The 13,683-nt window shown below is 53.2% G+C and carries 12 protein-coding genes and 2 rRNA genes; 7 read left to right on the top strand and 7 right to left on the bottom strand.

Annotated features, from left to right (window positions below; translation table 11 throughout):
• Positions 1-183 precede the first annotated feature (183 nt).
• From hisB to ELY33_RS00050, 5 genes are read left to right on the top strand one after another with little or no spacing between them, the layout of a single operon-like run.
• Positions 184-777, top strand: coding sequence for an imidazoleglycerol-phosphate dehydratase HisB (hisB, locus tag ELY33_RS00070; RefSeq protein WP_126942145.1), 594 nt, complete (start codon positions 184-186; stop codon positions 775-777).
• A 52-nt stretch (positions 778-829) separates the two neighbouring features.
• The gene (gene hisH, locus ELY33_RS00065; RefSeq protein ID WP_126942142.1) at positions 830-1,471 is read left to right on the top strand and encodes an imidazole glycerol phosphate synthase subunit HisH; all 642 of its coding nucleotides are present in this window, start codon (positions 830-832) and stop codon (positions 1,469-1,471) included.
• An 11-nt stretch (positions 1,472-1,482) separates the two neighbouring features.
• Positions 1,483-2,229, top strand: coding sequence for a 1-(5-phosphoribosyl)-5-[(5-phosphoribosylamino)methylideneamino]imidazole-4-carboxamide isomerase (gene hisA, locus ELY33_RS00060; RefSeq protein ID WP_126942139.1), 747 nt, complete (start codon positions 1,483-1,485; stop codon positions 2,227-2,229).
• Positions 2,226-2,999, top strand: coding sequence for an imidazole glycerol phosphate synthase subunit HisF (gene hisF / locus ELY33_RS00055; protein ID WP_126942136.1), 774 nt, complete (start codon positions 2,226-2,228; stop codon positions 2,997-2,999). Before hisA ends, hisF begins: the two co-directional genes overlap by 4 nt.
• Positions 3,000-3,014: 15 nt before the next feature.
• Entirely contained in the window at positions 3,015-3,521 is a 507-nt protein-coding gene (locus ELY33_RS00050; RefSeq protein WP_126942133.1) for a hypothetical protein, read from the top strand.
• A gap of 13 nt (positions 3,522-3,534) precedes the next feature.
• Here ELY33_RS00050 and ELY33_RS00045 read toward each other — a convergent pair whose 3' ends face one another.
• Positions 3,535-4,137, bottom strand: coding sequence for a YjaG family protein (locus ELY33_RS00045; RefSeq protein WP_126942130.1), 603 nt, complete (start codon positions 4,135-4,137; stop codon positions 3,535-3,537).
• Positions 4,138-4,249: 112 nt separating this feature from the next.
• On the opposite strand from ELY33_RS00045, the gene ELY33_RS00040 reads away from it, so the two are divergent.
• Positions 4,250-4,942 carry a type 1 glutamine amidotransferase gene (locus ELY33_RS00040; protein ID WP_126942127.1) on the top strand — a complete coding sequence of 231 codons (693 nt, stop codon included), beginning with the start codon at positions 4,250-4,252 and terminating at the stop codon, positions 4,940-4,942.
• A gap of 38 nt (positions 4,943-4,980) precedes the next feature.
• Here ELY33_RS00040 and mnmH read toward each other — a convergent pair whose 3' ends face one another.
• From mnmH to ELY33_RS00020, 4 genes are all read right to left on the bottom strand, one after another.
• Positions 4,981-6,069, bottom strand: a complete 1,089-nt coding sequence (mnmH, locus tag ELY33_RS00035) for a tRNA 2-selenouridine(34) synthase MnmH (protein WP_126942124.1) — start codon at positions 6,067-6,069, stop codon at positions 4,981-4,983.
• Positions 6,066-7,103: a selenide, water dikinase SelD gene (gene selD / locus ELY33_RS00030; RefSeq protein ID WP_126942121.1), complete on the bottom strand. Its 1,038-nt coding sequence runs from the start codon at positions 7,101-7,103 to the stop codon at positions 6,066-6,068. Before selD ends, mnmH begins: the two co-directional genes overlap by 4 nt.
• Positions 7,104-7,174: 71 nt before the next feature.
• The gene (gene radA, locus ELY33_RS00025; RefSeq protein ID WP_126942392.1) at positions 7,175-8,545 is read right to left on the bottom strand and encodes a DNA repair protein RadA; all 1,371 of its coding nucleotides are present in this window, start codon (positions 8,543-8,545) and stop codon (positions 7,175-7,177) included.
• Positions 8,546-8,661: 116 nt separating this feature from the next.
• The gene (locus tag ELY33_RS00020; protein WP_126942118.1) at positions 8,662-9,111 is read right to left on the bottom strand and encodes a copper resistance protein NlpE N-terminal domain-containing protein; all 450 of its coding nucleotides are present in this window, start codon (positions 9,109-9,111) and stop codon (positions 8,662-8,664) included.
• A gap of 166 nt (positions 9,112-9,277) precedes the next feature.
• On the opposite strand from ELY33_RS00020, the gene hisC reads away from it, so the two are divergent.
• Positions 9,278-10,336 (top strand): histidinol-phosphate transaminase, encoded by a 1,059-nt coding sequence (gene hisC, locus ELY33_RS00015; protein WP_126942115.1) that lies wholly within the window; start codon positions 9,278-9,280, stop codon positions 10,334-10,336.
• A 118-nt stretch (positions 10,337-10,454) separates the two neighbouring features.
• On the opposite strand, the gene rrf is transcribed toward hisC, so the two are convergent.
• Both rrf and ELY33_RS00005 read right to left on the bottom strand, forming a co-directional pair.
• Positions 10,455-10,570 (bottom strand): 5S ribosomal RNA (gene rrf, locus ELY33_RS00010).
• 128 nt (positions 10,571-10,698) lie between these two features.
• A 23S ribosomal RNA gene (locus ELY33_RS00005) occupies positions 10,699-13,590 on the bottom strand.
• Positions 13,591-13,683: the final 93 nt, after the last annotated feature.

Raw genomic sequence — 13,683 nt, 5'->3', positions numbered from 1 at the left:
AGCAAGGCTGCTATTCTACCGCCAGCAAAGGCGGCTACCTTTCGCGCATTGTAGCGGATGGGGGCACCGATTCACTATAATGGTTGCTTTGGTCGTAGCTTATGCATTGATTCAGCGGTGATGACATTACCCGACGATCCACCGATACCCCCTCATAGTGCGCACCAGCGCAGGAGATGCAACATGTCAGCGCGTATTGCCACGGTAAGCCGTGACACCAACGAAACGCAGATTACGGTCAGCGTCAACCTAGACGGCGAAGGACGTCTTCGCTGTGACACTGGCGTTCCGTTTCTTGATCATATGCTTGATCAAGTGGCTCGTCATGGGATGGTGGATCTCGATATTGACGCGAAAGGCGACTTGCACATCGATGATCACCACACGGTCGAAGATCTAGGCATTACCCTGGGCCAAGCGTTTCACCAAGCTATTGGCGATAAACGCGGCATTTACCGCTACGGACATGCTTATGTTCCCCTCGACGAAGCACTGTCTCGGGTAGTTATCGATTTTTCCGGCCGCCCTGGCCTTTATATGAATGTCGACTTCACCCGCGATACCATTGGCCGTATGGACACCCAACTGTTTTGGGAGTTTTTCCAGGGTTTCGTTAACCATGCGCGAGTTACACTGCATATCGACAATGTAAAAGGCTTTAATGCTCACCATCAGGCTGAGACTATTTTTAAAGCGTTTGGTCGCGCACTACGGATGGCGGTGGCAGAAGATCCACGCATGGTGGGGCAGATGCCGTCCACTAAAGGAAGCCTATAATGCCGAGTATGACAGCTAACGGTAGCTCGCCAGTGATAATAAGGAGTGCTTTATGACCATCGCGGTAATCGATTATGGAATGGGCAACTTGCACTCTGTGGCAAAAGCGCTTGAGCACGTCACCCACGAAAACGTGATTATTACCCGCGACCCTCGACGTATTTTAGGTGCAACGCGCCTGGTACTTCCGGGCCAAGGGGCTATTAGAGACTGCGTAGGCGAACTGGAGCGTACCGAGCTACGCGGCTTGGTCGATGATATTCTTACCCGTCAGGCCAAACCACTGCTGGGCATTTGCGTGGGTCAACAAATGCTGATGGAGCGCAGTGAAGAAAATGGCGGCGTAGAGTGCCTGGGCTTCTTCCAAGGCAGCGTCGATCGCTTTCCAGCCAATATGCGAGATGATTACGAACAGCGCTTAAAAGTACCGCACATGGGTTGGAATCTTGTGGCACAGCATCACGATCACCCTCTGTGGGCAGGCATTGACGACAACGAACACTTTTATTTTGTGCATAGCTACTACGTCAATGCGACTGACGATGCCCACGTGTTTGGTACCACTCAGTACGGTAAGATTTGCGCCCACGTGGCAATTGGCCGCGAGGCCACCTTCGCCGTGCAGTTCCACCCTGAAAAAAGCTCCCGTGCGGGCCTTCGCCTGCTAGAAAATTTTGTCACCTGGACGCCCTGAGAGGTTTCACTATGTTGGTAATTCCCGCGATTGATCTCAAAGACGGCCAGTGTGTGCGCTTGAAACAAGGCCGTATGGAAGATGCGACGTCCTATGGCGATGACCCTGTTGCCATGGCCGCCCGCTGGGTAGAAGCGGGGGCTCGTCGCCTACACCTGGTTGACCTAAACGGCGCATTTGAGGGCAAGCCGGTAAACGGCGATGCCGTCACAGCAATTGCACGTGCCTACCCTAACCTGCCCATTCAAATTGGCGGCGGCATCCGCTCGGCTGACACCATTGAGCATTACCTAAATGCGGGGGTTTCTTACGTCATCATTGGGACAAAAGCGGTCAAAGAACCCGATTTCGTGGGCGAAATGTGCCGTGCATTTCCCGGCCATATTATTGTCGGTTTGGATGCTAAAGATGGCTATGTGGCCACTGATGGCTGGGCAGAAGTATCCACTTTAAAGGCGACCGAGCTTGCCAAGCGTTTTGCTAATGACGGCGTTTCCAGCATCGTATATACCGACATTGCTCGAGACGGCATGATGCAAGGCGTCAATGTGGAAGCCACCGCTGCATTAGCCCGTGAAGGCGGCTTACCCGTCATTGCCTCTGGCGGCGTTACCAATTTAGATGATATTCGTGCACTGTGTGATGTCGCGGATAGCGGCATTTTGGGCGCAATTACCGGCCGCGCTATTTACGAAGGCAGCCTGGATGTGGCCGAGGCTCAGCGCTTGAGTGATCAACTTAGCGGAGGCAGTCAATGAGCTTAGCGAAACGTATTATTCCTTGCTTAGATGTTGATGCCGGGCGCGTGGTGAAAGGCGTTAATTTTGTCGGCATCCGTGATGCAGGCGACCCTGTTGAAATTGCCCAGCGTTACAACCAGCAGGGCGCCGACGAAATCACCTTCCTTGACATTACCGCCAGCCACGAAAACCGTGATACCACGGTCGACATGGTAGAACGCATCGCGGGTGAAGTATTTATTCCTCTTACCGTCGGGGGTGGTATCCGCAGCTGTGACGATATTCGTACCATGCTGAATGCAGGGGCTGACAAAGTCTCAATTAACACCGCCGCAGTGAATAACCCAGCGTTTGTTCGCGAGGCCGCTGAGCGCTTTGGCAGCCAATGTATTGTGGTGGCGATTGACGCTAAGAAGGTGTCTAAAGAAGGTGAGGCGCCTCGTTGGGAAATATTCACCCATGGCGGACGCCGGCCAACGGGGCTGGATGCCGTCGAGTGGGCCAAAAAGATGGTGGAATTTGGTGCAGGCGAGCTACTGTTAACCAGCATGGATCGAGACGGCACTAAAGTTGGTTTTGACCTGGGCGTTACCCATGCCATTTCTGAAGCCGTCAGCGTGCCTGTAATAGCTTCAGGCGGTGTAGGAAACTTGGATCACTTAGTGGACGGTGTACTCAAAGGCGGTGCTGATGCGGTATTGGCGGCGAGTATTTTCCACTTTGGCGAGTACACCATTCCGGAAGCTAAACGTTACATGGCTGAACGCGGCATCGAAATGCGGCTATAGCTATAGGAGCCTGATATGCCTCGTTACTATCAGTGGGTAGGAGGAGTAGCGGGGGTTTGGCTGAGCACAACCGTCTCAGCCTTTTCTTTGCCGGATTGGTCGCCCACTTTAGCGCTCGATCACACATTGGTGCAGACCAGTTTATTGACGCGCCACTTCGACCCTGACCCTGACCATATTAATCAGCAACAACTGGCGAGCATTGAACTGCATAATCCAGATCGCTGGTTAACTGGGGCAGCATGGTTTAAAAATTCATTTGATCAGCCTACCTGGTACTTCTACGTAGGCCGCGAGTTTCCGCTTTGGCAATTTTCTGAAGGGGTTAAGATTCGAGCCAAGCTGACAGGCGGGCTGTTGCGCGGTTATAAAGGTGAATACCGTGACAAAATCCCCCTTAATCATTTTGAAATCGCGCCTGCGCTATTACCCAGCATTGGCGTGCAATGGGGACGTGTAGAATCAGATCTGATTATCTTCGGCACCGCCGGCATGATGGTGACGGCGGGCCTGCGGTTTTAACCGGCTTCGCCAGTTACTCCTCGCCCTCGTCTAAGGTTAACCCGAGATTACTGATGCCGTTATTACGTCCTAGCTGGCGAATTTCTTTTAACGAGGCTTTGTTGATCGGTTCGCTCACGGCTTCCAGAACAGCATCCTGGAAGTCGTTTTCATCGGCCATCAATGGGTGGTCGCGAATAATCAGTGCAAGCGCCTCAGCCTCCTCTTCGCCTTCTGTCAGCTCGATAAAAGCACGAACGCCCGCTCGCGAGGTGCGGCTCACGTCCAGCACCGCTTCAGGTGACTCGCCCTGCAGCGTATCTAGCAGCGCAGATACCGATACGACGGCATCTAACGCTCGGCGCGCTCCAAAACTCTCGTCGTCTTCTGGGGGCTCACACTCAGCCAACTTTTCCGCTTGCCGAGCAAAGTCGATGCTGGCATTCGGTACGCTTAAGCGCTCCCACACCAAGCTCAGCACAGTACGCAGCGTATGTTCGTCACCTAGCCCCGTGGTTTGTTGATAAAGAACGTAGTTAGGTAACAGGCGCTCACAAAGAGCTGCCATGAACGCTTGCTGAGCGGGCAACGGCAATTGCTGAAGCCGCTGGTAAAATCCTAGGGGTTTAGCCACCATGCTGATTTCCTGGGTCACAATATTGGTGAAATGAACGCGATACGTTATCGTCGCACAATCGCGACAGGAGATCCCTGTCGTGGAGTTAACATCGGCCGGCGAGGAGATTACCATGCATATCCATCTGCTACAGCACGGCCCTGACCATGGTCCCGCTCGTTTAACTGACTGGCTTGAAAGTATGGGCCACAGTTACACCGTTTTTCACCTCTATGCGGGCGAACTAACCCCACGTCCGGGTGAGTGCGATGCGTTAATTATACTGGATGGTCCTGAGTCGCTCGTAAATGAACCACCCGATTGGCTTAAAGCTGAACGCAAACTGATCAATCGCTATCTGGATGGGCAGAAACCATTACTGGGCATTGGCTTGGGCGCACTGTGGATAGCGCACGCCCTAGATGCTGTTATCGCGCCAGGCACCTACCCTGAGACAGGCTGGCATCAAATAACGTTAGCACCAGAAAGCACCTTTGACCTTCCAGAACAATTTGAGGCGTTTATGTGGCACCGCCTTGTGTTTAGCTTACCGGAAAGCGCACTGCCGTTAGGCGGCAGTGCAGCGGCACCGTTACAAGGATTTTCTTGGGACGCGGGGCGTGTTATCGGCTTACTGTGCCACCTTGAAACGACTATGAGCAGCGTGATGCCACTACTCAATGTCAGCGATCGACCGCGAGCAAAAGCGCCTGCTGCTGGGCGCTTTCTTCAAACCAATGAACAAATTCTAGACGACGTTTCTCGCTTTCATCGATTAGCGCCGCTGCTTGATCGCGTTATGACGCGATGGCTGAACGTTGCTTAACTGGAGGTCGCTTAAACGTATAGCTGGGCGGAAAACCGCTAAATGCTCCACTGCTTAGCAGCTTCAAGACAGCTATCCCAATCGCCAACATGCAGTTCTACAGGGCGGCTATCTTTATGCTTTTCAAGGTGATGACGATAAAGCGGGTCGTAATATTCAGTTAGCAGCGGTGCGAGCCATGCCTCGTGAGCCTGAATATTACCTCGCGCATGAGCATCAAAGGCCATGTCTTGTAATCGCTGCAGACGCTGCAAGCGGGCATTACCTAGACGTTTCGCCAAACGTTCCAAGGCATTGGCTAACTGAACCCGCATACGCTGCCAGCCCTCTTGTTGGCCGTATCGGACGGTGTAGCTCTGTTCAAGTGCTTCGATATAGTCACGGCGTAACTGCTCTAAACGCCAATCCAGAGGCATCTCAATGCGTATTCTCGGCGCACGCTGCAAGGCATGCCAGAAAGCAAGTGGAATATTAGCATTACCGATTTGTCGCGACTCATCTTCTATCACCAATTTTCCTGGCAGCCCTATTAGGCGCTTGGCCAGGGCGTGCTCAAAATCAATTTGTGTCGCTGGTTCTTCTGGCTGCCGGCCAAAGGCCGAACCTTTATGATTGGCAAAGGCTTCTAGATCAATGCCATTACTCAATTGGTTAATAAGCGTTGTTTTGGCACAGCCTGTAAGCCCCGCCACGACCAGCATCGGCTGGCTGGCCGCTTCATCAATACGCTGACATAGCCGTAGACGCAGCGCTTTCCAGCCACCGTCGATACGCGGCCTGCTAACACCTGCTTCGGCTAGCCACTGCTGGGCAAGTTGCGAACGCAGCCCTCCGCGAAAGCAATAAATAATAGCGTTTGGATGGCTCGCTACATACGCCTGCCACGCATCAACGCGTGATCGCTTAGTGTCACCACTGACTAAACGTTCACCCAACCTGATTGCCGCCTGCTGCCCATGCTGCTTATAAGCGATGCCAACCTGATGACGCTCCTCGTCAACCATTAGCGGTAAATTAACCGCGCCTGGCAAACGCCCCTGAACAAACTCAACCGGAGCACGCACATCGATCAGCGGCGTTTCTGCCGCGATTAAGTTTAATGATGCCGGAACAGTGGCTAGGGTCATCCAACAACCTCAATCAAAACGTCACCTTTTACTGTCTTCATGGTGCCAAACGGTACCAAGGTAATACCGTGATCACGACCAATACGTTCTACATCATCTTCCCAGGCAGGATCGACGCTGATTAACAAACCGCCTGACGTCTGAGGATCACACAGCCATTGCCAATGAGCATCGTCCATTGCAGGCAAGGATTTACCCAAAGCCTCGCGGTTGCGCAACGTGCCACCAGGGACAGCTCCCTGCCGACGATAAGCTTCGGCTTCTGCTAAACGGGGTAAGCGGCGAAAATCGATCTGCGCCATCACGCCGCTCGCGCTGCACATTTCAGCCAGGTGCCCAGCGAGACCAAACCCCGTCACATCTGTCATGGCATTAACACCTTTCACCTTAGCTAACTCAACGCCAATATGATTGGACTTAAGCATTGTTTCACGGGCAAGACCATGGTGCCCGGCCTTCAACAAACCACGTTTTTCAGCCGTGGTTAAGAGCCCTACGCCCAGTGGTTTGGTTAGGAATAACAGGTCATCAGGCTTTGCTTGACTGTTGAGTTTTAAATGCGCCAGATCAACTAAACCGTTGACTGCCAAACCAAACATCGGCTCTGGGGCGTCAATTGAGTGGCCGCCCGCTAGCGCCACACCCAGCTCACGACAAACCGCTTGAGCTCCGGCAATAACATCCCCCGCAATTTCAGCACTGAGTTTATCCAGCGGCCAGCCTAAAATGCCTAATGCCATGACTGGCGTGCCACCCATGGCGTACACGTCGCTGATCGCATTGGTGGCGGCAATACGGCCAAAATCGAAGGGATCATCGACAATCGGCATAAAAAAATCGGTGGTCGCGATCATTCCGCGGCCATCACCCAAATCATACACCGCTGCGTCTTCGCGACCCTGGTTGCCTACAATGAGCCGTTTATGGCCCGCGGCGGGCCCGGCTTTAGCCAGAATTCCATCCAGCACATCCGGGGCAATTTTGCAGCCGCAACCCGCACCGTGACTATATTGGGTTAACCGAATCGAACTCATGACGTCTCTCCTTAGTCTCGATGTTGTTCCTTACTGTTGCTACTTGCTGTTGTTACTTAGCATAGCTTACGTCAAAGCGCTTCCAGAGCGTCGCTCAGTTTATCGACAGGGATAACCTCCATGCCTTTCGGTGCCTGCTTGGGTGCATTGCCTCGTGGCACAATCGCTCGCAGAAATCCGTGCTTAGCTGCTTCTGCAATACGCTCTTGCCCGCTGGGAACTGGCCGAATTTCCCCTGAAAGCCCCACTTCGCCAAACACCACCAGCTCTTTTGGCAGTGCGCGATTTTGCAAGCTAGATACCACGGCTAAAAGCACCGCTAAGTCAGCACTGGTTTCGAGTACTTTAACGCCGCCAACCACGTTCAGAAATACGTCTTGATCGCCGGTAAATAAACCTCCGTGGCGATTTAGCACGGCTAACAGCATAGCCAGCCGGTTTTGATCAACGCCAACCGCCACCCGACGAGGATTACCCAGCGCAGACTCATCTACTAACGCTTGCACTTCCACCAGAATTGGCCGAGTGCCTTCCCACACCACCATGACTAAACTACCGGGTGCCTGTTCTTCTTGGCGTGACAGGAAAATCGCACTGGGGTTTTTAACCTCTTTCAAACCTTGCTCGAGCATCGCAAAGACCCCCAACTCATTCACCGCGCCAAAGCGATTTTTCTGGCCGCGAAGAGTTCTGAAGCGAGAGTCAGCTCCCCCCTCTAATAGCAGTGAGGCATCAATCATATGCTCCAGAACTTTTGGACCAGCCAGCGTGCCATCTTTCGTCACATGCCCCACTAGTAACAGCACCGTATTCGTTTGCTTGGCAAAGCGTGTTAGCGCTGCCGCAGACTCACGCACCTGGGCAACCCCGCCCGGTGCTGAGCTAATATCTTCTAGGTGCATCGTTTGAATTGAGTCGATAACCAGAATCTCCGGCTTTTCTCGCTCAGCTACCGCTAAAATCGTTTCCACACTGGTTTCCGCCAGCATTTTCAGCCCATTGGTAGGCAGCTGTAAGCGGTGGGCACGCATCGCCACTTGGGAAAGCGACTCTTCGCCGGTGACATACAGAATGCGCCGCTGCTGCGCGAGCTTGCAGGCAGTTTGCAGAAGCAACGTTGACTTACCAGCGCCTGGGTTACCTCCCAGCAACACAGCAGAACCCGGCACGAGGCCACCGCCCAACACGCGATCAAACTCGGCAAAGGTCGACGTTAGACGAGGAACCTCACTGAGATCCACATTGCCAAGATCCACTACATCTCGCGAAAGGTCTCCTGCATAGCCCGCTCGTCCAGTCGCTGCCCCGCTTCCAGGGCGCGCACTGGTCAAACGAATCTCACTTAGCGTGTTCCATTCCTGGCAGCTGGAGCACTGGCCTTGCCACTTTCGATACTCCGCACCGCACTCGGTGCATACAAAGGCACTTTTCGCTTTCGCCACCGCCATGTTGCTCCTGTTTTTATCACCACTGGTTATATTGTCACCAAGATTTATGCATTAGATCATTAGAAATGCAAAAGGCGGCCAATGGCCGCCTTTGAGCGTCGCTTCACATGTTATCGACGCTGTAACTGCAGCATCTCGCCGTTTTCGAAACGACGACGCTCTGGGTCGATCAGCTCCAACGTGCGCTCATTGATACGCAAGAAGTAGTAGATCTGACCATCGCCATTCGGCGTTAACTCATAGACAGTTGAAGAGGGATCAGACGGCGTGCCTGTCAGTACTTCCCAATTGCCTGCATAGTTTTCGTCTGGCGGCGTTTGTGGGTGATTACGATAAGTAGCGTTTAATGTGAACGTCCGTTCTTCAGGAACACTCATTTCTTCGCCCATCATTGTCACATCCAAGTCGATGCCATCGCAGTTGCGGCAAGGCAGCGTACCTTGGTAATTGGCTTGAGCAGCCGTCATACCTGCTTCTTCACGCTGGTCCGTTGGTCCAGCTGCACAGCCCGCCAGCAGTGCCAACATAGCCGAGCTGGCTAGCAAACTCCTAAATTGCATTGAGTGTCTCCTTATCGTGTTGGACATACATTTTTATAGCGCGCTTGTGACAGCATAACCGCTACAAGGTGCGACGCCCACCCCCCTGCCTATTTGAATGCTTGCGCTTAGGCAGTCATCAGGCGACCATGGGGGTATTAACGTTAAGATAATCAGGTTACCCCGAATGAGCCAATATTGGAGTCCAGCTGTTAGGGAGCTTACCCCCTATGTGCCTGGTGAGCAGCCCCGTGAACAGGTTATTAAACTCAACACCAATGAAAACCCTTATCCACCTGCGCCCGGGGTGAGTGAAGCGCTACGCAATTATGCCACCGATCATTTGCGTCTATACCCTGATCCTACCTCTTATGCGCTACGTGCAACGCTGGCGGAAAGCTATGGAGTTAGCGTCGCAGAGACCTTTGTCGGCAATGGGTCAGATGAAGTGCTCGCGTTTGCATTCCAGGCTTTCTTTCGTCATGACGCACCGCTGGATGTGCCATCCATTACCTACAGCTTCTACCCGGTGTATGCCAACCTATATGGCATTACACTTCGCAAACATCCACTGAATGACCAGTGGGAAGTTGATATTGATTCCCTGGCGAATGCGTCAGAGCGCAGTGGTGTCATTTTTGCCAACCCAAACGCGCCGACTGGCCATGCGCACTCCCTTGAGACCATTGAGGCGCTATTAAAGCGCGTTACTGATCGGGTAGTGCTAGTCGACGAAGCCTACGTAGATTTTGGAGCGGAGAGCGCTGTCGCTTTAATCGGCCGCTACCCAAATTTGCTGGTGACAGGAACGTTCTCTAAATCACGTAGCTTGGCTGGTTTACGTTTGGGTTATGCCATTGGCTCCCCAGAGCTGATTGATGGCCTTCAGCGGGTAAAGGATTCGTTTAATTCCTACCCAGTGGATAGCCTAGCGAGCCTCGTCGGCATTGAAGCCCTTAAAGATAAGGAACACTTCAAGGCCTGCCGCAATAACGTTATCACGACCCGGGAACGCACACGTCTGCGGCTTGAGCAGTTAGGCTTTGAAGTGTTGCCTTCAAAAGCCAATTTCGTACTTGCTCAGCATCCTAGTTTTGAAGGTGCTCAATTGTTTGCAGGCCTTCGCGAGCGTGGAATTTTAGTACGTCATTTTAATACCGACGTACTCAACAACTTCTTGCGTATTACCATCGGCACAGATGATGAGATGGATAGTTTGATTGAAGCATTGGAATCGCTTATCTAGTAAAGGGTGAGGAGTAAAAGGTGAGAAGGGGCATTGCAGGCAGCCCCTTCACTCATTTTACGGCACTCACGAAAAACAACCCCCAAGGCGTAAGCCCTGGGGGTTTTTTCGAATAGGTGCCTGACGATGACCTACTCTCGCATGGGGAGACCCCACACTACCATCGGCGCGAAGCGGTTTCACTGCTGAGTTCGGCATGGGATCAGGTGGTTCACGCTTGCTATGGTCGTCAGGCGTAACAGGTACTGTATATCATGCTGGGTAGACTGTCTGTTTTGTGTACGTCTCTCGCCCCTGTCTTTAGGGCAGGGCGCGCGTATCCGGTTTTCGTTATCACTACGACCAGACCCCTTGGGTGTTATAGGGTCAAGCCTCACGGGCCATTAGTACACGTTAGCTCAACACCTTGCAGCGCTTCCACACCGTGCCTATCAACCAGCTGGTCTCGCTGGGCCCTTCAGGAGGCTCTAGGCCTCAGGGATGTCTCATCTTGAAGGGGGCTTCCCGCTTAGATGCTTTCAGCGGTTATCCCGTCCGCACATAGCTACCCGGCAATGCCACTGGCGTGACAACCGGAACACCAGAGGTGCGTCCACTCCGGTCCTCTCGTACTAGGAGCAGCCCTTCTCAAACATCCAACGCCCACGGCAGATAGGGACCGAACTGTCTCACGACGTTCTAAACCCAGCTCGCGTACCACTTTAAATGGCGAACAGCCATACCCTTGGGACCGACTTCAGCCCCAGGATGTGATGAGCCGACATCGAGGTGCCAAACACCGCCGTCGATGTGAACTCTTGGGCGGTATCAGCCTGTTATCCCCGGAGTACCTTTTATCCGTTGAGCGATGGCCCTTCCATACAGAACCACCGGATCACTAGAACCTGCTTTCGCACCTGCTCGACGTGTCTGTCTCGCAGTCAAGCACCCTTATGCTCTTGCACTCACTGCACGATGTCCGACCGTGCTGAGGGTACCTTCGTGCTCCTCCGTTACTCTTTGGGAGGAGACCGCCCCAGTCAAACTACCCACCACACACTGTCCTCGATCCGGATAACGGACCTGAGTGAGAACGCCAATGATGCCAGGCTGGTATTTCAAGGTTGGCTCCCCTCGAACTGGCGTCCGAGATTCAAAGCCTCCCAGCTATCCTACACAGGCAACATCAGCATCCAGTGTGAAGCTATAGTAAAGGTTCACGGGGTCTTTCCGTCTAGCCGCGGGTACACCGCATCTTCACGGCGATTTCAATTTCACTGAGTCTCGGGTGGAGACAGCGTGGCCATCATTACGCCATTCGTGCAGGTCGGAACTTACCCGACAAGGAATTTCGCTACCTTAGGACCGTTATAGTTACGGCCGCCGTTTACCGGGGCTTCAATCAAGAGCTTCGCCTTGCGGCTAACACCATCATTTAACCTTCCGGCACCGGGCAGGCGTCACACCCTATACGTCCGCTTGCGCGTTAGCAGAGTGCTGTGTTTTTACTAAACAGTTGCAGCCACCTGGTATCTTCGACCGGTTCAGGCTCTGAGAGCAAGTCTCGTCACCCTACGCCGGCGTGCCTTCTCCCGAAGTTACGGCACCATTTTGCCTAGTTCCTTCACCCGAGTTCTCTCAAGCGCCTTGGGATTCTCACCCTGACCACCTGTGTCGGTTTGGGGTACGGTCGCACATGATCTGAAGCTTAGAGGCTTTTCCTGGAAGCGTGGCATCAATGACTTCCTGACCGTGGTCAGTTCGTCTCACATCTTGGCGTTAAGCGTCCGGATTTGCCTAGACGCTCGGCCTACATGCTTTCACCAGGACAACCAACGCCTGGCTCACCTAGCCTTCTCCGTCCCCCCATCGCAATCATGTCCGGTACGGGAATATTGACCCGTTTCCCATCGACTACGCCTTTCGGCCTCGCCTTAGGGGCCGACTCACTCTGCTCCGATTAGCGTCGAACAGAAACCCTTGGTCTTCCGGCGAGGGAGTTTTTCACTCCCTTTATCGTTACTCATGTCAGCATTCGCACTCGTGATACCTCCAGCGAACTTCTCAATTCACCTTCATTGGCTTACACGACGCTCCTCTACCGCTCATTCCTAAGAATGAACCCGTAGCTTCGGTACCTGGTTTAGCCCCGTTACATCTTCCGCGCAGGCCGACTCGACTAGTGAGCTATTACGCTTTCTTTAAAGGATGGCTGCTTCTAAGCCAACCTCCTAGCTGTCTGAGCCTTCCCACATCGTTTCCCACTTAACCAGGATTTCGGGACCTTAGCTGACGGTCTGGGTTGTTTCCCTTTTCACGACGGACGTTAGCACCCGCCGTGTGTCTCCCACGCTCGCACTCACCGGTATTCGGAGTTTGCCTCGGGTTGGTAAGTCGGGATGACCCCCTAGCCGAAACAGTGCTCTACCCCCGGCGGTGATACGTGAGGCGCTACCTAAATAGCTTTCGAGGAGAACCAGCTATCTCCGAGCTTGATTAGCCTTTCACTCCGATCCACAAGTCATCCAAATCTTTTTCAACAGATCCTGGTTCGGGCCTCCAATTGATGTTACTCAATCTTCACCCTGCTCATGGATAGATCGCTCGGTTTCGGGTCTATATCCAGCGACTGTGTCGCCCAGTTAAGACTCGGTTTCCCTACGGCTCCCCTATACGGTTAACCTCGCCACTGAATATAAGTCGCTGACCCATTATACAAAAGGTACGCAGTCACAGAACAAGTCTGCTCCTACTGCTTGTACGCACACGGTTTCAGGATCTATTTCACTCCCCTCTCCGGGGTTCTTTTCGCCTTTCCCTCACGGTACTGGTTCACTATCGGTCAGCCAGGAGTATTTAGCCTTGGAGGATGGTCCCCCCGTCTTCAGTCAAGGTTTCTCGTGCCCCGACCTACTCGATTTCACATGATCAGACTTTCGACTACGGGGCTATCACCCGCTACGGCCACGCTTCCCAGCGTGTTCGCCTAATCAGTCACATGCTTAAGGGCTGGTCCCCGTTCGCTCGCCGCTACTAGGGGAATCTCGGTTGATTTCTTTTCCTCAGGGTACTTAGATGTTTCAGTTCCCCTGGTTCGCCTCGTACGCCTATATATTCAGCGTAAGATACTCATCTTATGATGAGTGGGTTTCCCCATTCAGAAATGCCCGGGTCACAGGTTGTTTGCCACCTCGCCGAGCCTTATCGCAGGCTTCCACGTCTTTCATCGCCTCTGGCTGCCTAGGCATCCACCGTGTGCGCTTCATTGCTTGACCCTATAACCCGAAGGAGTCTGGTATCTCGCAATGATAACGATTGCCGGATACGCTTGAGACGTATCACAAAACAATTTACGTTTGAACGTTTTA

Source organism: Vreelandella andesensis (assembly GCF_003989795.1).
Classification (GTDB): Bacteria; Pseudomonadota; Gammaproteobacteria; order Pseudomonadales; family Halomonadaceae; genus Vreelandella; species Vreelandella andesensis.
Note: the sequence above shows the minus strand (reverse complement) of the source record. Positions and strands in the feature narration are given on the sequence as shown.

What these genes read in the sequence shown, in the direction of transcription:
- hisC (WP_126942115.1), top strand. Translation starts at nt 9,278, where the DNA reads ATGAGCCAATATTGGAGTCCAGCTGTTAGGGAGCTTACCCCCTATGTG.
- hisB (WP_126942145.1), top strand. Translation starts at nt 184, where the DNA reads ATGTCAGCGCGTATTGCCACGGTAAGCCGTGACACCAACGAAACGCAG.
- mnmH (WP_126942124.1), bottom strand. Translation starts at nt 6,069, where the DNA reads ATGACCCTAGCCACTGTTCCGGCATCATTAAACTTAATCGCGGCAGAA.
- hisF (WP_126942136.1), top strand. Translation starts at nt 2,226, where the DNA reads ATGAGCTTAGCGAAACGTATTATTCCTTGCTTAGATGTTGATGCCGGG.
- ELY33_RS00020 (WP_126942118.1), bottom strand. Translation starts at nt 9,111, where the DNA reads ATGCAATTTAGGAGTTTGCTAGCCAGCTCGGCTATGTTGGCACTGCTG.
- ELY33_RS00045 (WP_126942130.1), bottom strand. Translation starts at nt 4,137, where the DNA reads ATGGTGGCTAAACCCCTAGGATTTTACCAGCGGCTTCAGCAATTGCCG.
- ELY33_RS00050 (WP_126942133.1), top strand. Translation starts at nt 3,015, where the DNA reads ATGCCTCGTTACTATCAGTGGGTAGGAGGAGTAGCGGGGGTTTGGCTG.
- hisA (WP_126942139.1), top strand. Translation starts at nt 1,483, where the DNA reads ATGTTGGTAATTCCCGCGATTGATCTCAAAGACGGCCAGTGTGTGCGC.
- hisH (WP_126942142.1), top strand. Translation starts at nt 830, where the DNA reads ATGACCATCGCGGTAATCGATTATGGAATGGGCAACTTGCACTCTGTG.
- ELY33_RS00040 (WP_126942127.1), top strand. Translation starts at nt 4,250, where the DNA reads ATGCATATCCATCTGCTACAGCACGGCCCTGACCATGGTCCCGCTCGT.
- selD (WP_126942121.1), bottom strand. Translation starts at nt 7,103, where the DNA reads ATGAGTTCGATTCGGTTAACCCAATATAGTCACGGTGCGGGTTGCGGC.